Origin of the sequence: Pseudomonas asuensis (genome assembly GCF_014646755.1) — a bacterium.
GTDB lineage: Bacteria > Pseudomonadota > Gammaproteobacteria > Pseudomonadales > Pseudomonadaceae > Chryseomonas > Chryseomonas asuensis.
In genome coordinates this window covers 74,530-94,522 of the sequence record NZ_BMNW01000001.1, presented here as the reverse complement: position 1 = coordinate 94,522, position 19,993 = coordinate 74,530, and the positions used below count along the sequence as shown (strand labels likewise).

Genomic DNA, 19,993 nt, shown 5'->3' with positions numbered 1-19,993 from the left:
GCTGAATCAATAAAGGCCATGCGGGTTATCGTTGATGTGGGTAGTGGTCACCTTGCCCCACATCTTCACGTAGCCCCACAGGGTGTAGGTCAGGATGAGCGGTACAAAGATGCAGGCTGCGACCAGCATGATGCCCAGGGTTTTTTGGCTGGATACGGCATCCCACATTGTCAGGCTGGCGGCCGGATCAAAGCTTGATGGCATGATAAAGGGGAAGAGGGCAAAGCCAGCCGTACACAGGGTGCCCACGATGGCGAGACTAGAGCCGAGAAACGCAACCCAGCTACGGCCGGAGGTCGAGGAGAGCAGGGCCATCAGCCCACCCACGATGCCGATGACCGGGGCCAGCTTAGTCATCGGATATTGGACGTAGTTGGCCATCCAGCCGACGTTGGTCTGGGCCACTTCCTTGGTCAGCGGGTTCAGCGCAGCGTTGGCATCAAAGCTGGATAACAGGGCAAAGCCGTTGATGCTGCCCATCCATAGCCATACGCCAGCGCCAATAAAAGTGACCAGAAAGGCCAGGGCCAGCATTTGCGAAGCGCGGCGAGCGCGCTGGCTGATGGCGCCTTCGGTACGCATCATGAGCCAGGTACCGCCATGCAAAGCCAGCATGGAAAAGCTGACAAGGCCAGCCAGTAGGCCGAAGGGATTCAATAATTGCCAGAAGCTACCGTGATAAGAGGCGCGTAGCGTGTTATCCAGCTCCAGCGGTACACCTTGCAGCAGGTTGCCAAATGCCACACCAAAGACTACAGAAGGTACCACAGCACCTGCAAACAGGCCCCAGTCCCAGGCTTTGCGCCATTGGGTATTTTCCAGTTTGCTGCGGTAGTCGAACCCCACAGGACGGACGAAGAGGGCGAACAGGACTGCCAGCATGGCCCAGTAGAAACCAGAGAACGCTGCGGCGTAGACCATTGGCCAGGCGGCAAACATCGCGCCGCCCGCCGTAATCAGCCATACCTGGTTACCGTCCCAGTGAGGCGCAATGGTGTTGATCACCACGCGCCGTTCGTTATCGGTACGGCCTACGATGGGCATCAGGATTGCAGCACCCAGGTCAAAGCCATCGGTCAGGGCAAAGCCGATGAGCAATACCCCCACCAGTACCCACCAGATCAGTTTAAGACTCTCGTAATCGAACATAAGGGTGTTCTCAGGCAGTAATGATTGGAGTCGCGGTGTCTGGTACGACCGGCAGCTCGGTCTTCGTCTCTTTCTCGAAGTGGTAGCGACCGGTGTGCAGGCTGGATGGACCCAGGCGGGCGAAGCGGATCATCAGGTACATCTCGATCACCAGCAGGCCGCTGTAGAAGACGATCAGGGCAATCAACGAACCCCAGACATCACCGGTAGAAATACTGGAGGCAGACAGGTGCGTCGGCAGCATCTCACCAATCGACCAGGGCTGACGTCCGCTCTCAGCTACAATCCAGCCAGTCTGGCCAGCGATCCATGGCAGGGGCAGGCTGAACAGGGCGAACTTGAGTAGCCAAGTCTTGCGGTGCTCGTTGCGACGCGCCACGGCATAAAAGGCGCAGGCGAACAGGATCAGCATGATCACGCCGGAAGCAACCATGATGCGGAAGCTCCAGAAAATGGGCGCCACATGTGGAATGGTGCTCTTGGCAGCTTCCTTGATCTGGACATCGGTCGCCGAAACCACGTCAGGGCTGTACTTCTTCAGCAGCAAGCCGTAGCCCAAGTCTTTCTTCACATCATTAAAGGCTGCAATATTCTCTGGTGTTTTCTCACCGCCGCGCAGCTTTTCCAGCAGGCTGTAGGCCACCATGCCGTTGCGAATACGGCCTTCATGCTGGTCGATCAAGTCATGGATGCCGATCACCTGCTTGTCTAACGAGCGAGTCGCGATGATGCCCATTACAAAGGGAATCTTTACCGCGTAGTCGGTACGCATGGTTTCCTGGTTGGGGAAGCCGAACAGGGTAAAGGACGCTGGCGCTTCTTCGGTGTGCCATTCGGCTTCGATAGCAGCCAGCTTGGCTTTCTGCACATCACCGACCTCGTAGCCGGATTCGTCACCGAGTACGATCACAGACAGCACCGAAGCCAGACCAAAGGCAGAGGCAATGGCAAAGGAGCGACGGGCAAAGCCTACGTCACGCTTCTTCAGCAGGTAATAGCTGGAGATGGCCAGGACGAATACCGATCCGGTGACATAGCCCGCTGCTACAGTGTGCACAAACTTGACCTGAGCGACTGGGTTCAGCAGCAGGGCGCCAAAGTCAGTCAGCTCCATGCGCATGGTTTCGAAGTTGAATTCGGCACCCACAGGGTTTTGCATCCAACCATTGGCAATCAGGATCCACAGCGCAGACATGTTGGAACCCAGGGCTACCAGCCAGGTTACCGCCAGATGCTGTTTTTTGGTCAGACGCTCCCAGCCAAAAAAGAACAAACCAATAAAGGTCGATTCGAGGAAGAACGCCATAAGCCCTTCGATCGCCAGCGGCGCACCGAAGATATCGCCCACGTAATGTGAGTAGTAAGCCCAGTTGGTACCAAACTGGAACTCCATGGTCAGGCCGGTGGTAACGCCCAGGGCAAAGTTGATACCGAAAAGCTTGCCCCAGAATTTAGTCATGTCCTTATAGACCTGCTGGCCGGTCATGACGTAGACCGTTTCCATGATGGCCAGCAGAAAGGCCAAGCCTAGCGTCAGCGGAATGAAAATAAAGTGGTACAACGCAGTCATGGCAAACTGCAGGCGTGACAGGTCGACGACTTCTTCCGAGATCATCTCGGTGTCTCCTCAAGTTTAAGCGAAGCAGGGGTGGCGCCCAGAAGGCGCTGGCTCATTTCCACGGTGCCGTCTTTAGGAACGGTGGGCGCGTCGAACCAGAGGGCCTTGATGCCCATGAGCAGGGTCAGCTTGATCAGGAGAATCAAAGCGATCTCCTTGGCCAGGCGGTGTTTAAGAAAGCTGAAGGGCGAGTTCATAGTCGATACTCCATGGAGTATCGGCATTAGAGACGATGGCAGGGTGCTATCTATTGATCTGGCGCAATGAAATCAGAGGAGATGCCCTACCTGAGCGGTGGCAGTTTGCCGCAGGGGTCAGGTGTAACGGATAAAAACCTCGCGAACCTTGGCCAATGCTTCGGCATTGTTCTGATCCGGATCGGTCAGGGTTTCCTCAATCAGCGCTGTTAACATCAGGCGGTATGCCTTTTCCAACGCACTGCGTGATGCTGAAAACTGTTGGGCAACGGCTTCGAAGCGCTCGCCACGTCGGACCATGGCTTGAAGACCTCGAATCTGGCCTTCGATACGGGCCAGCCGCTTGAGCATGATTTCTTGGGTGGTGGGTTGTTCGAGTACATCGTCATTCGCAGAAGGATTCGATTTCATGAAACGCTCAATAGCAAACGTAACGAGGCCTGCTGTTCAAATGGCTATGCCATAAAGCGAGGCGGCAAAAATTAATCAAGATCATGGCTACTGCTTAAAGGCATGTTTTGCTTATAAATAGAAGAGCGCCAAAGTACTTGGCAGGCAGCAGTGCTCTAGCGTTTGTCCCTAGAAACCTGAGTTCTAGCCGTATAATTGGGACTAGAGCGCACCCCGTAGCCCGTCCTGATGTAGCCTAGCAGGTGACGAGGGGCGGCTTTTCCCAAGCAAGACGCTAACTGGCTCTGGATTGACTCAAATCAATCCAGAGCCAGAATCGAGATGTTTCCTAAAAACATACAATCTGCGTAACGTCAGTTGATTGTGATGGCTACCTGTAGCCAAAGCAGACGGATTGGTTCGTAAGAGTACAGAGCCCTATCGCCACATCGATTACTTCTCTGGGCTGGCGATTACAAGAGCGTCTAGCGCTACTGCCAATCAATATTTTCCTGCTACTGGCCGAACGCTTTGATTGAAAGAAGGAAGCTGCTGGAAGAGAACCCCGTTCAGCTATTTACTCAAAAAAGCCTATACCTTTTATCTGAGTAGTATCAGAAAGAGGCTTTGCTTACGCCTGGACATAACTCCGTCTGTATGCGAGATACCTTACTTTGGAGAGTCATTTCTTTTTATGTAACGGACACTTACGCCGGTTTATTCATGCCGATTCAATTAAGGTCTAAGGTTCTAAGCGAGGCGGCCGTTACAGGGATGACGATTACAGATTATTGGCGTCAAGGTGTATGCTCCGTACGCATGATTGATATTAAATAGCTATCATGTCGCTTGGTAGAGCGGCTATTGGCAGTGCAGGATGCAAACCAGGCCGTGTCCCTGACGTGGCGCGCTGCCAAGATAGAGCAGTACCTATTATCCGATTTGTTTCACTGCCTGACAGTGAACGTAGTTATCAGGATTCTCTTGTGCGGAACCGCTTCTTACAAAGCCCGATTCATTTTGCGCCCTCCCTGCTTCTGGCGATGGTAGGGTGGCTGCTGAGTCTGTACTGGCCGGGCACAGCGTTCATGGCATCGCTGTTTAGTGTGCTGCCTACGCTTCTGGTACTGCTAGGTGGGGCCTTATGTGTGGTCTACCAGCGTCAGAGCCAGCTGTTTTCTCTTGTCACGCTCTACATGGCACACTTTTCATTATCGCTGCAGGTCAGTCATTTCCAGCAGACCCATACGCTCAACCCTGAGACGCCCCTGGTTTTTCACCTTGCCACAATCATGACGCCACTGCTGCTAGGCACGTATTACGTGTGGCAGGTCAAGGCGCACCTCCTGCAAGACAGCATTGCCCGGTTGACACTGATGATCGTGGCTACAGTCGTCCCGCTGGCGTTGGGACGTATTTACCCTGAAGCGATGCTGCATGCCGTTGATACAACCTACTGGCCTATGCTACATGGCGATTGGATGAAGCTGGCGCAGCTGGCGTACTTCACCTTTATAGTGGGCCTTGGACTTGTCATCACGCGTTACGTGCTATTGCCGCGCCCCCAAACGGCAGCGCCTATCGTAGCGATTGGCTGTCTGATGTGGATGTGGTCCAAGATTTTTATCCAACCTCATATCCTTGATGTGATGGTCAGCGTTGTTCAACTGATCATTATCGGATCTGTTATTCATGAAACCTTCTATATGGCCTTTCGTGACGAGCTGACCGGTATTCCAGGGCGCCGTGCGCTCAATGAACGCTTGAGCCGCCTGGGTAGCCGGTACGTCATTGCCATGGCCGACGTGGATCACTTCAAGAAATTCAACGATACCCATGGCCATGATGTGGGCGATCAAGTACTCAAGCTCGTTGCCAGCAAGATGCGCAAGGTGGGTGGCGGTGGCAGCGCCTATCGATATGGCGGTGAAGAATTTACGTTACTGTTTCCAGGCAAGACGCTGGAAGAATGTCTGCCACATCTGGAAGCCGTACGGCGTAGTATCGAGGAATACCCCTTACGTATTCGCGATAAGCAAAGCCGCCCCAAGGACGATGAAACGGGTAGGGGGCGACGTGGTTCGGGAGAAGCCACGACGGCTTTTATCACCGTGAGCATGGGCGTAGCCGAGCGGGGTGTTGTCGCACGTATCCCTGAAGAAGTCATCAAGTGTGCGGATCAGGCACTGTATAAAGCCAAGGGCGCCGGCCGTAACAATGTCATGCCTTATGGGCAGAGTGCGCAGTCTGCATCACGTGTCAGGCGGGCCTGACCTCTGCGCCACGTAAGAAAAGCTGGACGGCATGATCGACAAGCCGGCCCAACTCCTCAGATGTCGGCGAGGGCGCTGCGCCCAGGGCTGCCCTTCGTTGTGGCCCTGGAATGACCATCCCGAACAGCATAGCCGATGCCTCTCTTGCATCCGGGACATTCAGGCGTCCAGCCTGACACTGCTGTTCTATCCACCCAGCTAATAACTCTACAGCTTTATAGGCGCCACGTTCCTCATACAAGCGTGCTATTTCGGGGAACGCTTTGGCCTCGGCCAGTACGAGCCGGAACAAGCCCACCGGGATATCGCCAAGCGATACGTCAGCAATCGCACGCACATAGCGCCTCAGTCCTTCAACCATGTCATCGCCAGGCGTTCCGATATACGCCATCGCCTGTCCCATATAGGCGTCAATTACTGCCTCGAACAGCTCGCCCTTTGAACGCACTACACCATATACAGTTCGCTTAGACATGCCTGCCTGATCAGCAATGGTATCCATGCTGGCGCGATAGCCCTGTTCCAGCCACACCTGTAATGCCGCTTCGATAAGCCGGTCCAGATGCCGGCGGGCTGGCTCGCTCAAGGCTCTACGTTCCGTCATTAATCCTTCCTAGAAAATTAATAAACATAACTGGAAACTAATCAGTTTCCTGTCCACTCTTTAAGCATGCTGGAGATTGGCTTCAGGCAGCCAGTCCAAATCGTTTCGCGATATGGCCGTTTGAAATTGCCTGATCAACCCAACCGGTTTCCCGCATAGAGATGACGATCCAGTCCGTACGCCATCTCCCGAACGGCTTCAAGGCTACTACTTGAACAGGTCAGATCTTAAGGACACGCATAATGACAACAAAAGTTGGACTCAGTGGTTTCTCTCTCTCGGTACTCAGTGCAGCGCTGCTGACGGCAGGTCACTCCTGGGCTGCCGAGGCGGCAAGCCGACACGACTCACCGGACCGCCGTGCAGAGGCGGTTGTGAGCGCCATGACGCTGGACGAAAAAATTGCGCTCGTGCATACCCCGTTCGGCTATCCGATTGGCGATAGCCCCAAGCCGGAAGGTGCCATCGGTTCCGCGGCCTATGCTCCGGGTGTGCCACGTCTAGGTATTCCCGCCCTGCAGGAAAGTGATGCCAGCCTCGGTGTGACCAATCCCTACGACATTCGCCCCGGTGACAACGCGACCGCGCTGCCGTCCAGCATGATGTTGGCCGCTACCTTCGATCCGAAGCTGGCCCGCAAGGGCGGTGAGATGGTAGGCACCGAGGCCCATGCCAAGGGGATCAATGTGATGCTGGCCGGTGGGGTGAACCTGACCCGCGAGCCACGTAATGGACGTAATTTCGAATACCTGGGTGAAGATCCACTGTTAGCAGGCCAGATGGCGGGCAATTCCATTGCCGGTATCCAGAGCAGGCATGTGGTTTCGACGATCAAGCATTATGCCTTGAATGCTCAGGAAACCGGGCGCGTGATGGTCAGCTCTGTCATTAATAGAAGTGCTGCCCGAGAGTCCGACCTACTGGCCTTTGAGCTGGCTATTGAGAAAGGCCAGCCCGGCTCAGTGATGACTGGTTATAACCGCATTAATGGCCAGTATGCTTCACAAAATGCTTTCTTAATCAATCAGGTACTCAAAGGCGATTGGAGGTATAAGGGTTGGGTAATGTCTGACTGGGGCGCAACCCACTCGACAAAAAAAGCCGCTCTAGCCGGTTTGGATCAGCAGTCAGGCGAAAACCTTGATCCTAAAGTCTTCTTTGGCGAGCCGCTGAAGAGGGCCGTACAGAAAGGAAGTGTCCCCCAGGAGCGCCTGGATGACATGGTCAAGCGCATCCTGCGCAGTCTGTTTGCAGTAGGCGCTGTCGATAATCCCGCCAAGGCAGCCAGCATCGACTACGACGCCCACGCCCAGGTCGCCAAGGCAGTAGCCGAGCAGGGGATCGTGCTACTGAAAAACGCCAACAACCAGTTGCCGCTGTCCAGCAAAGCCAAGCGTATCGTAGTGATCGGCAGCCATGCGGATGTCGGGGTGCTCTCGGGTGGCGGCTCCAGTCAGGTAACTCCGCTGGGCAGCGTAAAGGTGCCTTCTCCATACCCGGACAACGCCTTTATCGCCAATATGGTTTATCACCCATCCTCGCCACTCAAGGCCATTCAGGCGGAGGCACCCAAGGCGCAAGTAATATTCGATAGCGGGGAAGACCCTCAACAGGCGGCTAAACTGGCCCAGGGCGCCGATGCCGTCATCGTCTTTGCACAGCAATGGACCGCCGAGTCCGTGGATGTAAAAGATTTGAGTCTGCCTGACAATCAGGACGCGCTCATCGAAGCGGTTGCCAAGGCCAATCCCAAGACTACTGTCGTACTGGAAACGGGCGGTCCGGTCAAAATGCCGTGGCTGGGTAAAGTGTCTGCGGTGGTCGAAGCGTGGTACTCAGGCTCCAAGGGTGGCGAGGCGATTGCCAGCGTGCTGTTCGGTCGTGTGAATCCCTCCGGCCGCCTGCCGATCACCTTCCCGCAGGATGAGACCCAGCTGCCACGCCCCAACATGCGTGATCCGGCGACTACAACGTCCAATCCAGGGGAAAAACGCAAAGGCCTGTTCTCCGAGAACTACAACATCGAAGGGGCCGATGTGGGCTACAAGTGGTATGAGCGCGAAGGCAAGAAGCCGTTGTTCCCGTTCGGCTATGGCTTGTCTTATACAACCTTCAGCTACAGCAACCTGAGCGCCGAGCTGCGTGGCTCCAAGCTGGTTCTTGGCATGGATGTTACCAACCGCGGCCAGCTCAAGGGCATTGATACACCGCAGTTCTATATTGGTAGTTCTTCCAAGCACAACGGCTTCACCAGCCGTCTGGTAGGCTGGGATCGTATCGAACTGAAGCCTGGCAAGACCAAGCGTGTCACTGTGACCGTCGATCCTCGTCTTGTGGCGCGCTTTGATGAGAAAGTGAACGCCTGGCACATAAAGGCGGGTAACTACCGCGTCAGCGCAGGCGCAAATGCCATGGAGCGTCCGCTCAAGGCTCAGGTCCGTCTCAACGAGAAGTACCTCGCCCCGTAAGAGAAAAAAGCCGCAGTACCTGCTGCGGCTTTTTCCCTCCATATTCCTTCCTAATCAGCCGGGCACCCTTCGGACATCCTCGGGTCACAGTTATATCAGTAAGCCACAGTAAGTCAGTGCCGCCATGAGACCGATCACTATCAATTTCGAAGCACTCAAATCTGTTCTTACCAGCGAGAGCAAACACGATCACGTCCTTGATCTGGAAACCGGCAAACTCCTGAATCTGACCGAGAATGACTTTGAAGCGGAAGAGCTGCACGCTATCGAAACCCAGAAGGACCGCTACGTGCCCATCGAACCACTGGGCATAGCCGAGCGCGTGGCCATGCGGGAGGCTTTTCTGTTTGACCTGCATGACCCACATGCACATCCGGTGCTCTCCCGCGCCTTGACCGATCGCAAACCACTGCGCACTTTCGACTACGAGCTCAAGAACTTTCCCAAGGCCCAGAAAGCCTGGGAGGCCTATGAGGCCACTCAAGTCAGCCAGTACGCCCTGATCTGGCTGCATGATCACGACCTCGAGCCTGTAGCAGAGGACTACGCTGCACAGCCAGAGGTAAAAGAAGATATTCCTGAGGGCATCCTGCGTCGTATGAACAAAAGTAACGTACAGGGATAGGTTTCACCCGGCATATAGGTGTCTGAATAAGCGATTTGGCCGTCTGCCAAATTGCAAGACACCTTTGGTCCCATTTCCTGAACCGCTCGCTCCGTTGAAATAAATTTTCGACGCTATCTAGCTAATTGAACTGTCATATGGGATAGATAGGATGGACAGAACATAACAAGAACATTATCTGTACAGCTGGGAGATGGAGAGCATGCGTGGTTTAGTAGTAGCGAGTCTAATCACGTTATTGACAAGCGGTTGCATCATGACTGGACGCAACATCGACGAGAAACAGGTAGGGCAGATCGTCGAGGGCCAGACGACCCGCTCACAGCTCATTGCCATGTTTGGCGAGCCGCAATCCAAAATCCGCAAGTCAGGCTATGAAATGCTGTATTGGTCCTATTTCAATTCAGGCTTCCTGGCCGCCTCGGAGCAATCCAAGGGCTTGCGCGTCCTGATCGATGAAGACGGCACGGTCAAGAAATACCAGGCAATCAACTCGAACACCAAGTCCGCATTGGCACAGAGCGATATCTAAGCACATTCATACCGGTTGCCCGTGCGTTGCTAAGTAACAACGCACGGGCAAACCCATGCCTTCTGCCTACAATTCTTACATATAGGTATTTTGTGAGGAGTGATATGCAGAAGGTAACGGCGCTAACGCTGCTGCTTGGAATAGGATGGCTCGTACTGGTCGCCATTACGCTTCGCGGTACTGTCGAGATGGGGCTTCTGGCAGGGCTTTATACCTTTGCAGGCGACTTTGCTCATCCGTGGCGAGCGCAATTCCACACAGACCTGAGCCTCAACGTCTTTCTGATTGCCCTCTGGCTTCTCTACCGAGCCCGCTCCTGGCAGGTTGGCCTGCTATGGGGCTTGCTGGCGCTTATGGCGGGCGCCTTGTTTACGCTGCCCTACGTGGTGATAGCAATGATCCGGGAGAAGGGGGATTGGCGAAAGGTCCTTTTAGGTAGGCATTTTAAAGCAGCCGAGTCCCGCTATTAATCGGAGCTACTCAGGTACGCTTCCCTACAACTTGTTTCAATGTGTTCTTTGCCGACTATCGGGCTTTACCCTTACCGGCGCCTGGCTATATTGTGATGCACGTCGCGTTCAAGGCAGGCACTGGTAAACAAGGATGGCTTTCAATACGCCCCGTCAAACGCAAGGGCGCCACACTATCTTCTTCCCGCTGCGTTTCGCATGGTTAACGCAAGGCAGCGTTGTGCCTGCTATTTAGCTAAATAAATTAAATTCGTAGTGACTTAATACGCCGTTATCGGCAGAACGGTTTCTCCCGGTTGTCCAGGGCAGCCGGTGGTAGGAGTGGTACATGATTGACCAAGAGGCTTTACGGGCTGCGCTACTGGCCGCCGTGCCTAGTGATGGCGCATCCATTGGTAACCAAGCGCTGTTTGACCATTTAAAAGGCCAGTTTCCCGACTTAACCGATGAAGCTTTTCAACACATACGCGAACAGCTCATTAGTGAAGCAGTGCTCGCTAAAGGTCGTGGCAGAGGGGCGCTGTAAAGCGAGTACTGGCGGGCGAGGGCGCGCAGATGAGTCTGGCGGAAGTTACTTTGAGCAATGCTCGCGAACGCTTGAACCCTTCCGAGCTTGAGGAAGCCTCCGCGACTGACATCATCGAGACGATCAAAAAGCCCAAGGTACAAGCCAGCCTCACGCTTTGCGATTCTCTGTTATCCCATCTAATCTCCAGCCAACTTCACCTACAAGACGCTAAAGCATTAGTTAAGGAAGCCGTTTAATGCACGAGCCTATCGAGCAGCGCGAAGCCCTGTGGACTCGCTTCTTGGAAACCTGGCCCTTGGCATCGCTCGGCTCGATGACGCTGGAGCAGTACAACCAAGCTGGTATAGATAATTCTTTTTGCCGCTGGTTAGAAAAGCATACGGAATCGTTAGGGTCGATCTGGGGAGGGTCGGCCTTAAAGTTTGGCATCTATTCACGAGCCAATACGAGCAAAGAGGCTACCGAGCAGGCTGGCGTAATTACTAATAACGAGTACGCCTGGTATAGCAAGTATGGCGCTAAGGCGGCAGAAGCTTCACCACGGTGCGAACCCTGGTGGTACAAGTTGCTCGTTCCGCACAGGCTGGCCGGCTGGATGATATTGAGAGGGTAGACCTGTGGCCCATCCTCAAATGGAAGGTCGCCTTTTTATATCAAGACCGCGAGCAGCCTTGTGTGCTGCCTATTTTTTTGCGCAAGTATTTGCAGGCTGCGCTTGGCTCTGAGGGTACACAAAAGCATACAGCCCTATACCGCTCGCTTCTGGCTCGGCGGGGCGAGGTTCCCTTATTGGAATACGCAGATAAAGTCTATGACACTGCTCAGGTCGTCTTGCAACGCATAGAGCAAAAAACGCAGGTGCTTGAACACTTTAAGACGATTACTGATTTACGTACCCGCCTTGAAAGCGCCAATGCCGTTCAAGCGTTTTGCGATCTGGCGCAAGCGCTGCACCAACAAGGTATTGATTGGTGGATTACCGACGCCGGCGCTATCCATGCCGGGCGTACGGAAGACTTTCACGTCTGGCAAACCACCATAGTGCTCCGTCTCGATGTTCGTAAGCTACAGCTAACAGTAGCGCTAAAGAGTGCAGGCATGGAAGGCGTTTGGCAGCCCTTGGATGAGGGGGTAGTGGATGAGTTGGTGGAGGCCATTAACCAACATAGCCAGATCCAGCCACTCACTCATCGTAAGCCCTATTGGCCTGATGATTACGACACTATGGACAATCGGCTTGTAATCCCCCTTACGGACGGTGCCATTCGTAACGGCTACCTATCGATACCCAAGCTTCAAAAGCTCTTTCCTGTCGAATGCTGGGCGGAAGAGGACCAACAGGCGCAGCAACGCTTTCAGCTATTGCTACCTAACGGCGAAACCGTCGAAACGCAACTGCTCAAAAAATACAACCGGATGCAAGCGCGGTTAGGGTCCCTCTTTGTAAAGGAAAAGGTTAAACCGGGTGATCGTGCCGTTATTAGCCGGCTGGAAGACTACCGCTATCAACTACGTTTTATGCGCGAGGGCGAAGCCATATCAGCAATGCCTGAAACCACGCTCCAATCTAGCCAGGAGGCCGTAATGCCCACAGCACCTCTTAACCAAATCCTCTTTGGCCCACCTGGTACAGGTAAAACGTATCAAACCATTGATGCTGCCTTAGAAATTCTTGCACCAGAAAGCTTGGCCTTGGCACGTGCAGAGCGTAAAGCGCGGTTTGATGAGTTTGTAGCAAAGGGCGATGTCAGGTTTGTCACGTTTCACCAGAGCTTTAGCTATGAGGATTTTGTAGAAGGCTTGCGTGCCACCACGAACGAGAGTGGAGCGCTGAGCTATGACGTGGTGGACGGTGTATTTAAAGAGCTTTGTTTATCGGCCAGCTCGCGTACGGAGCGTGTGAGTGAGGCGCCAACAAACCTTAAAGGGCGACGCATCTGGAAAATGTCGCTCGGCAACACGCAAAACAGCAATACGCTGATTTACGAACAATGCCTGGAGGAAAACTGCCTGCTATTAGGGTATGGCGAGGATGTGGACTTTACCGGCTGTAAGAATCGTAACGATGTATATGAACGCTTTGTAACTAAAGGCCATGCTATTGCTAACCCTAATACGGATTACGGCATTACAAGCGTGACGGCGTTTGTTACACGCATGAAGCCTGGCGATTTGGTAGTAGTGAGCGACGGTAACTTCCGCTTTCGCGCTATTGGTGAAGTGACTGGGGAATATGCCTATAAGCAGCATGAGCAATACCAGAATGGCTATTGCCAGTATCGCCCTGTGAAGTGGTTGCGTACGTATTCGCCTTCGCGTGAGCTAAATGACCTGATGAAGGTGCAATTCAGCCAGATGACACTCTACGAATTAGGCACTGCGGCTATTGATATGCAGAAGCTAGAGCAGCTGTTAGCGTCTGATGTGCATGAAGCGCGTGCTGGCTTATTTGTAGGGCAACGGTTCAATCAGGGTTATATCGTTAAGCGAATCACCCAAGATATCGTCGAGCTTGAAAAACCACGCGGTGGTGTGTTGCCACTGCCAATGAGCATTATTCAAAAGCTATTGGATTATGCCCATAAAGGGCAGTTAAGCGTTGAGGACATCCGCCAGGGTAAGGTCTTCGAAAAGATAGAAGAGGCTGAGCTCGAAAAATATATTGTTAATGGATATCAGAGCTTATTAGGCGCAGTGGTTTCCGCTTTGCTAACTGCAGAGGCAGCGCCCAAGCAGCAGGCTAAGGTACTTATTATTGATGAAATTAACCGGGGTAATGTTTCGCGTATTTTTGGTGAGCTGATTACGCTCATTGAGGATTCCAAGCGCGCCGGTGCCGAGGAAGCGCTTGAAGTTGTATTGCCTTATTCTAAGAAGGCTTTCAGCGTACCCTCGAACGTCTATTTAATTGGCACCATGAATACGGCAGACCGCTCATTGGCTGGGTTGGACATTGCCCTGCGACGCCGCTTCACATTCAGGGAAATGCCGCCTCAACCTGAGCTGCTCAATGATGTAAATGTTGAGCAAGATGGCATTGCAGTAAATATTGGTCAGCTTCTTCGGGTAATGAATCAGCGCATCGAAGTATTGCTGAATCGTGATCATTGCCTAGGCCATGCCTACTTTATGCCGTTAGAAAAGGAGCCAACGCTAGAATGCTTGGCAGCTATCCTTAAAAATAAAGTGCTGCCTCAATTGCAAGAGTATTTCTTTGAGGATTGGCAGCGCATTCAATGGGTGCTGAATGATCATCGTAAAGCCTTGGCGGAGCGGTTTTTAATCCAGCCGGAAACTAACTTAGAAACATTGTTTGGCTTAGATATACAAATAGGGCAGCAAAACCCGCGTTGGCTTATTAATGATGATGCGTTTGAGTCTATTGAGGCGTTTGCAGGCATTATTGATCATCAGTCCGCACCGGTAAGCACTGCTGTTAAACGGCAGAAAGATTTTAACGGCTGGACAATCAAGCAAATGGAGAACAATTCCGTTGAAGTATGGCAGGACGGTAACCGCTTGCTTAAAGCTAAACCCGTGTTACGCGAAATAGCCTTATCGCTTCAATTGACGCTGCATTACAACAGTGGACATGAGCTGAATACTCGTAGGCTTGGAATCAGGATTCTCGAAAAGCTTGAAGAGACCTTAGCGTGAGTGTGTCGGTCACGGTACGTGAATATGCTCGGCTGACTACAGATAAGGTCGAGTCGCCTAGTTTGGACCGAGCCCATATCTCAGCATCAGCGTTTGACTGGCTATGTACGCTTAATGGGAGTTTCACCCGAAAGGGTGCAGCATTGGTTGAAGTTGAAGATCGACGATGGCTGAAGCTGGATAACTATGTCGGCGTGCTGGAAACACCTTGCGGTACGCGTCTGGAAATTCTGCCCAAGCACTTTGAGCAAGGCGACTGTATCCGGCAAAGCCGTGCCTTGCTGTGCCGTATGATTCAGGCGGCGCTCGATTTACCCACTCGCAACGTAGGCGCTACTGATCTGCAACTGTTCGAAGCGCCGTTGAGCGAGTGGGTGATGCGGCAGTTTCTGGAAGCGCTGGATCACCTCATCAAGCGTGGGATTCGCTTTGACTATCAGCGCATTGAAGAGGAACAGCGTTTTCTGAGAGGGCAGCTGAACGTTGTGCAGCAGATGCGCCAGCCGCCTAGTCGGCAGCATCATTTTCAGATTCGTCATGATGTGTTTTTGCCTGATCGGCCAGAAAACCGGTTGTTAAAGCTCGCGCTGGAGCGGGTCTGCGCCGCTACGCAAGAGCCTGGCAACTGGCGACTGGCCCATGAGTTGCGTGGACTCCTGCAAGAAATTAACGCCAGCCGGGATGTTTCTCTCGACTTTAAGAAGTGGCGTAATGACCGCTTGATGGCGCACTACCAGCCTGTAAAGCCATGGTGCGAACTCATTTTGAATGAGCAAATGCCGATGGCTGTAGCTGGGCAGGCAAGAGGTATTAGCCTGCTTTTCCCAATGGAGAAGTTGTTCGAGCGTTATGTTGCAGCTTGGCTGCGCAAGCAAATAACCGCTGACGCCACTCTGCGTACTCAAGCTGCTAGTCACTACTTGTGCAGTCACGATGGTGGCAGAATGTTCCGTTTGGAGCCTGATCTCTTGATTGAGGGGGGCAAGCAGCGTTGGGTGCTGGATACTAAATGGAAGCGTCTGGACGCCGGCGCTAAGTCAGATAAATACGGTCTTAGCCAAAGCGACTTCTATCAACTGTTCGCCTATGGTCATAAATACTTGGAAGGTGGGCAAGGCGAGCTGACGCTTATCTATCCCCGACGCGCTGTGTTCCAGGAGGCGTTAAAACCATTTGAATTCGCGCCTGGCCTGACGTTAAACGTGATTCCCTTCGATCTTGAGGAATTGATGCTCGTAGTAGGTGCCGAGCAGACAACACTGCCTCTTAAAGCCGCTGCCCTGGTGGGTTTAAAACAGGGGGCTGCATGAAGGCGTACCAGCTACCGCTCACGCTAACGCCCATTATGCTGGGGCTGGTTGCAGAGATCAGTGAGCAGGTAGGGCGCTTAGCCGCATTTAAAGACGGGCCGCTCGCGCCTCAGTTACGACGCGGTAACCTTATCCGTACTATTGCTGCTTGTTAAGCGTATCTTGCGTAAATACAAGTATCCGTTAGATAAGCAGGAAGAAGCTTCTGAAAAGTTGATTAACTGTCTTGAGTCTTTATGGAGACCTAAAGCATTAGTTTGCAAAGCGGTTTAGACGAGAAGGGCGCTTAAGTTTCTATCAAGCGAAGCCTGGAAGCCGGCTGTGTCTTGGTTAGCAGTAAACCGGCTCTAGGAAAAAGCATGCAATCAAACCAATTCTTTTTACCCAATGGGCTAATGGTATGAGCGCAGACATTCAACGCATCGAACGCTATGGAAATGATACCTGCGAATACTTGCTGGCCATCATCACGGATGAAGACCACGCCTCGCAAATAGAGCTTGAAGATGGGCAGATCGCCTGGACGTCAACCCTTCGCTATGACCGTTTGTTTCGCTATCAGGACCGGCATACGGGGCGGATTCGCTACACGTTGGAAAGCATTCCTCCCGAGCAGGGCGGGGAGCATCAGCTCATCAGTTTGATTGCCGAAGGTGGGCGGGGCGCGGAGTTTTCCGAGTTGGTAATGTTTGGCAAGCGGCTTGTCACGTTTGATGATCGTACCGGCCTGCTCTGCGAGATACGCAACCAGAATCAGCTGGTACCCCGGCAGATTTTGATGACAGGTAGCGGTGATGAAAGCTTTAAGGGTTTCAAGAGTGAATGGGCAACCCTCTGGGGTGATCAGCTCATCGTAGGCAGTCATGGTAAGAGTCCTGCCGAGGAGTGGGTCAAACTACTGGACGGCAACTATGGCGTAACGAGCCTTGACTGGCATGACCGCTACCAGCGCATGCGTGAAGCGCTTGGTGTAGGAGAAGCGGGTTACGTGATCCATGAGGCAGCCGAGTGGCATCCGTATCGACGCGAATGGTTGTTTTTCCCACGCAAGGTATCAACCGAGCCCTTTGACGAACCAGTGGATGAGCGTGAGCGAGGTGCTAATACGCTGGTGATTGCCAGTGAGGATTTCAGCACAATTCGTACCCTGAGCGTAGGGGAGCGGCTGCAGGACCGTGGCATTTCTTCGTTCAAGCTGCTGCCAGGGCATCCTAATGAGTGCATTGCCCTAAGAAGCATGGAGATCAGTGGTAAAACACAAAGCTACCTGTTCTGCTTCAACCTGGACGGAGAAGTCTTGCAGGAGGATCTCTTTATTGGTGATTACAAATGCGAGGGTGTAGAGATTCTCTGATAGCAACTGGGCTTGGCTAGACGGCGCTTTGGCCGACACGCTGGAGAAACAGATCGATAAAGCCCATACGGAAACTGGCTTAGGATAAGAGGTTGGGCTGGAATGCCTGAATGGCAAGGGTTAGAGCAGAGATGGAGCGGGCGAAGGGAATCGAACCCTCGTCATGAGCTTGGGAAGCTCAGGTAATGCCATTATACGACGCCCGCTCTGGGAGGCGACCTTTGTACCAGAAGCCGGGCCTAAGGTGAAGCCTCTTGAGAAGGTTTTTATCCAAGGGAGTCTAGGGCGGGTTTTGCGGTCTAACCCTGTGCCACGTAAAGTGGCGTGAGAGGGGTAGTGTTATGCTGCTCCAACGCTGGCTGCTTAGGGAGGGCGTTCGTATGCCTCGCTTGGGTTCTATTCAAGGTTTTATCCCCCCGTACGTTCTCAGTCGTATCGTTGATCATGGTGACGAACGTCAGCGCTCCAGTGCATTGGGCACGCTGAGCCACGTGCGCACACTGCTGCATAACCCAGGCCGCCCTGGGGTACGTCAGGCACCAGTGAGTGAGCTGGAGCGTACCGATGACGAGCGTGCACAGCGCAGCATCTACGATGCAAAAAATGGCAACCAATTGCCGGGAGTACTGGTTCGTAAGGAAGGCCAGCCCGCCGTGAGCGACATTGCCGTGGACGAGGCCTACGACCACCTTGGTGCCACCTTTGATTTTTTCTATCAGGTGCTGGGCCGCAATTCCATTGATAACCGTGGCCTGCCACTTTCAGGCACAGTGCATTACGGGCAGGATTATCAAAACGCCTTTTGGAATGGTGAGCAGATGGTGTTTGGCGATGGAGACGGCGAGATCTTTAATCGCTTTACTATATCGCTAGATGTGGTTGCCCACGAACTGACCCATGGCGTGACGGAGAGCGAAGCGGGACTGGTGTACTACAACCAGTCGGGTGCGCTCAATGAGTCTGTTTCGGATGTATTTGGGGTTCTGGTGAAGCAGTACAGCCTGAAGCAACGCGCCGAGGAAGCCAATTGGCTGATTGGGGAAGGGTTGCTGACCGAGAAGATCAACGGTCGTGGTCTGCGTTCGATGTCTGAGCCGGGCACAGCGTATGATGATCCGATGCTGGGCAAGGACCCGCAGCCTGGCCACATGCGTGACTTTATTGAAACGCGGGACGACAACGGCGGCGTACACCTCAATTCAGGTATTCCGAACCGGGCGTTCTATTTGGCGGCAACGGGTATTGGTGGATATGCCTGGGAGACGGCAGGGCGCGTCTGGTATGACACACTGTGTGACAGCCGTCTGACCAATGATGCGGACTTTCCCGCCTTTGCCCGATTAACCGTATCCAATGCCGGCCGCCGCTTCGGTGCCGAGGCTCGTGAGACACAGGTGATCAGCAAGGCTTGGCAGGACGTAGGAGTGGAGTTGACCTGAGGAGGTCTGGATGAAACAGTTACCAAAGTTGGGACCGGATGCGTTAGTAAGGCTTTCCCGACAGGGCGGCTTTGCCGCTATTCATGCGCTGGCACGTCCACGAGAAATCGATTTTTCCAGCTGTAATGAAGATGAGCGAGGACGTATATGCTCCGTACTTGAGCGTTCCTTGCCTGCTTCAGCGGAGAGCGTTGGCCGTGGTGATCAGCGGTATTACAAGATCGAATTGCGCTTCAAGGATAAGCCTGATGAGATCACGATTACCGTTCCAGAAGATCGTGCGCCCAACGAGCTGGTAAGGCTATGGGATAAAGGGGACGCAAAGGTCCCCTGATCCGTTTATTTCAGTGCCCAGCTATTTCGCCCGGCACTGGTGCATCGGGTGGCAGGACGCCTTGTTCCCGTAGTGTTGTCCAGAGTTCCTGCGGAATCGGCGCTTCCATTAATGAGGCGTTTTCCTTGACCCGCTCGGGCTTGCTAGTGCCTGGAATAGTGGCGGCTACGGCAGGGTGAGCAACGCAGAATTGCAGGGCTGCAGCGCGTACGTCAACCTTGAATTGCTCGCAGACCCATTCAAGGTGCTTGGCTTTCTCTTTGATAGAGGAGTCGGCTTCTGCGTAGTTATAGTGCTTGCCGCCAGCCAAGATACCGGAGTTGTAGGGGCCGCCTACGACGATGCCCACGCCACGCTCCAGGCATTGCGGGAAAAGCGTATCCAGCGCTTCTCGGTGATCCAGCAGGGAATACCGACCCGCCAGCAAGAAGGCGTCCGGGTCGGCTTGTTCGAGGGCAAGACGACAAGGCTCTACCATATTCACTCCCAATCCCCAGCCTTTGATGATCCCTTCTTCGCGCATCTGAGTGAGTGCAACCGCCGCGCCCTTCATGGCTTGGTCAAAATACTCACGCCACTTCGGACCGAACTGATCTTCGGAAACGTCGTGGATCCAGACGATATCGATTCGATCGGTCTTGAGACGTTCAAGGCTATCTTCAATGGAGCGACGGGCACCTTCTGCGCTGTAATCCAGTACACGTCGGTAGGGCAGTTCGTTAATAAAAGGGGGGGCATTTTCAGGGATATCGGCCTTTTGTAGCAGACGGCCGACCTTAGTGCACAGTATGTACTCGTCGCGAGGCTTCTGGCTCAGCACCTCGGCAAAACGGATCTCTGAAAGACCTGCACCGTAGTGAGGCGATGTGTCGTATAGGCGAACACCGGCATCCCAGGCGGCCTCAAGCGTGGCGGAGGCCTGTTCTTCGGTCAGCTCATGGAACATGTTACCTAATGGAGCGCCGCCAAAACCGAGGCGGGGAACGTGAATGCGCATACGGTTCTCCTGGCTGGTGAGTGATCCTTATGCTGACCGGAGTACGC

At 53.5% G+C, this 19,993-nt stretch carries 19 protein-coding genes, 1 tRNA gene and 1 pseudogene; 14 read left to right on the top strand and 7 right to left on the bottom strand.

From position 1 onward, the window contains the following. Window positions 1-6 precede the first annotated feature (6 nt). The 4 genes from cydB to IEX86_RS00465 form a co-directional block, all read right to left on the bottom strand. A complete protein-coding gene (gene cydB / locus IEX86_RS00480) occupies window positions 7-1,149 on the bottom strand; it encodes a cytochrome d ubiquinol oxidase subunit II (protein ID WP_188864116.1) in 1,143 nt (380 codons plus the stop codon). Between the two features lie 10 nt (window positions 1,150-1,159). Then, a complete protein-coding gene (locus IEX86_RS00475) occupies window positions 1,160-2,764 on the bottom strand; it encodes a cytochrome ubiquinol oxidase subunit I (protein ID WP_188864115.1) in 1,605 nt (534 codons plus the stop codon). Further along, window positions 2,761-2,964 carry a cytochrome oxidase putative small subunit CydP gene (gene cydP / locus IEX86_RS00470; RefSeq protein WP_188864114.1) on the bottom strand — a complete coding sequence of 68 codons (204 nt, stop codon included), beginning with the start codon at window positions 2,962-2,964 and terminating at the stop codon, window positions 2,761-2,763. The genes IEX86_RS00475 and cydP overlap by 4 nt, the downstream gene beginning before the upstream one ends. 117 nt (window positions 2,965-3,081) lie before the next feature. Then, window positions 3,082-3,375: a metal-sensing transcriptional repressor gene (locus tag IEX86_RS00465; protein WP_188864113.1), complete on the bottom strand. Its 294-nt coding sequence runs from the start codon at window positions 3,373-3,375 to the stop codon at window positions 3,082-3,084. Window positions 3,376-4,397: 1,022 nt separating this feature from the next. Between IEX86_RS00465 and IEX86_RS00460 the strand changes: the two genes are divergently transcribed. After that, window positions 4,398-5,627 carry a GGDEF domain-containing protein gene (locus IEX86_RS00460; protein ID WP_373290385.1) on the top strand — a complete coding sequence of 410 codons (1,230 nt, stop codon included), beginning with the start codon at window positions 4,398-4,400 and terminating at the stop codon, window positions 5,625-5,627. Here the strand turns inward: IEX86_RS00460 and IEX86_RS00455 are convergent. Then, the gene (locus IEX86_RS00455) at window positions 5,614-6,231 is read right to left on the bottom strand and encodes a TetR/AcrR family transcriptional regulator (protein WP_188864111.1); all 618 of its coding nucleotides are present in this window, start codon (window positions 6,229-6,231) and stop codon (window positions 5,614-5,616) included. The genes IEX86_RS00460 and IEX86_RS00455 overlap by 14 nt on opposite strands. A gap of 242 nt (window positions 6,232-6,473) precedes the next feature. Between IEX86_RS00455 and IEX86_RS00450 the strand changes: the two genes are divergently transcribed. The 11 genes and pseudogenes from IEX86_RS00450 to IEX86_RS00400 all read left to right on the top strand — a co-directional run bounded on the left by IEX86_RS00450 (window position 6,474) and on the right by IEX86_RS00400 (window position 17,176). Beyond that, the gene (locus IEX86_RS00450; protein ID WP_188864110.1) at window positions 6,474-8,699 is read left to right on the top strand and encodes a beta-glucosidase family protein; all 2,226 of its coding nucleotides are present in this window, start codon (window positions 6,474-6,476) and stop codon (window positions 8,697-8,699) included. A gap of 124 nt (window positions 8,700-8,823) precedes the next feature. After that, a complete protein-coding gene (locus IEX86_RS00445) occupies window positions 8,824-9,324 on the top strand; it encodes a UPF0158 family protein (protein ID WP_188864109.1) in 501 nt (166 codons plus the stop codon). Window positions 9,325-9,580: 256 nt separating this feature from the next. Beyond that, complete coding sequence (locus tag IEX86_RS00440) at window positions 9,581-9,856, top strand: hypothetical protein (protein ID WP_188864108.1); 276 nt, start codon at window positions 9,581-9,583, stop codon at window positions 9,854-9,856. A 104-nt stretch (window positions 9,857-9,960) separates the two neighbouring features. Then, complete coding sequence (locus IEX86_RS00435) at window positions 9,961-10,326, top strand: DUF1475 family protein (protein ID WP_188864107.1); 366 nt, start codon at window positions 9,961-9,963, stop codon at window positions 10,324-10,326. A gap of 328 nt (window positions 10,327-10,654) precedes the next feature. Then, window positions 10,655-10,852 carry a hypothetical protein gene (locus tag IEX86_RS00430; protein WP_188864106.1) on the top strand — a complete coding sequence of 66 codons (198 nt, stop codon included), beginning with the start codon at window positions 10,655-10,657 and terminating at the stop codon, window positions 10,850-10,852. Window positions 10,853-10,881: 29 nt separating this feature from the next. Beyond that, window positions 10,882-11,091: a hypothetical protein gene (locus tag IEX86_RS00425; RefSeq protein ID WP_188864105.1), complete on the top strand. Its 210-nt coding sequence runs from the start codon at window positions 10,882-10,884 to the stop codon at window positions 11,089-11,091. After that, entirely contained in the window at window positions 11,091-11,468 is a 378-nt protein-coding gene (locus IEX86_RS00420) for a hypothetical protein (protein WP_188864104.1), read from the top strand. Before IEX86_RS00425 ends, IEX86_RS00420 begins: the two co-directional genes overlap by 1 nt. Window positions 11,469-12,439: 971 nt before the next feature. Next, window positions 12,440-14,512, top strand: coding sequence for a DUF8426 domain-containing protein (locus IEX86_RS00415; protein ID WP_229685235.1), 2,073 nt, complete (start codon window positions 12,440-12,442; stop codon window positions 14,510-14,512). Beyond that, window positions 14,509-15,822: an McrC family protein gene (locus IEX86_RS00410; protein ID WP_188864103.1), complete on the top strand. Its 1,314-nt coding sequence runs from the start codon at window positions 14,509-14,511 to the stop codon at window positions 15,820-15,822. The genes IEX86_RS00415 and IEX86_RS00410 overlap by 4 nt, the downstream gene beginning before the upstream one ends. After that, window positions 15,819-15,971 (top strand): annotated as a pseudogene (locus tag IEX86_RS00405) (Fic family protein); the annotation flags it as partial. The gene IEX86_RS00410 and the pseudogene IEX86_RS00405, both read left to right, overlap by 4 nt. Before the next feature lie 251 nt (window positions 15,972-16,222). After that, window positions 16,223-17,176: a hypothetical protein gene (locus tag IEX86_RS00400; protein ID WP_188864102.1), complete on the top strand. Its 954-nt coding sequence runs from the start codon at window positions 16,223-16,225 to the stop codon at window positions 17,174-17,176. A gap of 132 nt (window positions 17,177-17,308) precedes the next feature. Here the strand turns inward: IEX86_RS00400 and IEX86_RS00395 are convergent. Continuing rightward, window positions 17,309-17,382 (bottom strand) — tRNA-Gly (locus tag IEX86_RS00395). Window positions 17,383-17,556: 174 nt separating this feature from the next. On the opposite strand from IEX86_RS00395, the gene IEX86_RS00390 reads away from it, so the two are divergent. Beyond that, window positions 17,557-18,615, top strand: coding sequence for a M4 family metallopeptidase (locus IEX86_RS00390; protein ID WP_188864744.1), 1,059 nt, complete (start codon window positions 17,557-17,559; stop codon window positions 18,613-18,615). Window positions 18,616-18,625: 10 nt separating this feature from the next. Next, complete coding sequence (locus IEX86_RS00385; protein ID WP_188864101.1) at window positions 18,626-18,949, top strand: protealysin inhibitor emfourin; 324 nt, start codon at window positions 18,626-18,628, stop codon at window positions 18,947-18,949. 10 nt (window positions 18,950-18,959) lie between these two features. On the opposite strand, the gene IEX86_RS00380 is transcribed toward IEX86_RS00385, so the two are convergent. After that, entirely contained in the window at window positions 18,960-19,946 is a 987-nt protein-coding gene (locus IEX86_RS00380) for an aldo/keto reductase (RefSeq protein ID WP_188864100.1), read from the bottom strand. Window positions 19,947-19,993: the final 47 nt, after the last annotated feature.

Bases quoted from the DNA above. Each gene is read 5' to 3' on its own strand.
- IEX86_RS00440 (WP_188864108.1), top strand. From the start codon at position 9,581: ATGACTGGACGCAACATCGACGAGAAACAGGTAGGGCAGATCGTCGAG.
- IEX86_RS00465 (WP_188864113.1), bottom strand. From the start codon at position 3,375: ATGAAATCGAATCCTTCTGCGAATGACGATGTACTCGAACAACCCACC.
- cydP (WP_188864114.1), bottom strand. From the start codon at position 2,964: ATGAACTCGCCCTTCAGCTTTCTTAAACACCGCCTGGCCAAGGAGATC.
- IEX86_RS00380 (WP_188864100.1), bottom strand. From the start codon at position 19,946: ATGCGCATTCACGTTCCCCGCCTCGGTTTTGGCGGCGCTCCATTAGGT.
- IEX86_RS00385 (WP_188864101.1), top strand. From the start codon at position 18,626: ATGAAACAGTTACCAAAGTTGGGACCGGATGCGTTAGTAAGGCTTTCC.
- IEX86_RS00400 (WP_188864102.1), top strand. From the start codon at position 16,223: ATGAGCGCAGACATTCAACGCATCGAACGCTATGGAAATGATACCTGC.
- IEX86_RS00415 (WP_229685235.1), top strand. From the start codon at position 12,440: ATGCCCACAGCACCTCTTAACCAAATCCTCTTTGGCCCACCTGGTACA.
- IEX86_RS00435 (WP_188864107.1), top strand. From the start codon at position 9,961: ATGCAGAAGGTAACGGCGCTAACGCTGCTGCTTGGAATAGGATGGCTC.
- IEX86_RS00420 (WP_188864104.1), top strand. From the start codon at position 11,091: ATGCACGAGCCTATCGAGCAGCGCGAAGCCCTGTGGACTCGCTTCTTG.
- cydB (WP_188864116.1), bottom strand. From the start codon at position 1,149: ATGTTCGATTACGAGAGTCTTAAACTGATCTGGTGGGTACTGGTGGGG.
- IEX86_RS00450 (WP_188864110.1), top strand. From the start codon at position 6,474: ATGACAACAAAAGTTGGACTCAGTGGTTTCTCTCTCTCGGTACTCAGT.
- IEX86_RS00390 (WP_188864744.1), top strand. From the start codon at position 17,557: ATGCCTCGCTTGGGTTCTATTCAAGGTTTTATCCCCCCGTACGTTCTC.
- IEX86_RS00430 (WP_188864106.1), top strand. From the start codon at position 10,655: ATGATTGACCAAGAGGCTTTACGGGCTGCGCTACTGGCCGCCGTGCCT.
- IEX86_RS00460 (WP_373290385.1), top strand. From the start codon at position 4,398: ATGGTAGGGTGGCTGCTGAGTCTGTACTGGCCGGGCACAGCGTTCATG.
- IEX86_RS00425 (WP_188864105.1), top strand. From the start codon at position 10,882: ATGAGTCTGGCGGAAGTTACTTTGAGCAATGCTCGCGAACGCTTGAAC.
- IEX86_RS00445 (WP_188864109.1), top strand. From the start codon at position 8,824: ATGAGACCGATCACTATCAATTTCGAAGCACTCAAATCTGTTCTTACC.
- IEX86_RS00475 (WP_188864115.1), bottom strand. From the start codon at position 2,764: ATGATCTCGGAAGAAGTCGTCGACCTGTCACGCCTGCAGTTTGCCATG.
- IEX86_RS00455 (WP_188864111.1), bottom strand. From the start codon at position 6,231: ATGACGGAACGTAGAGCCTTGAGCGAGCCAGCCCGCCGGCATCTGGAC.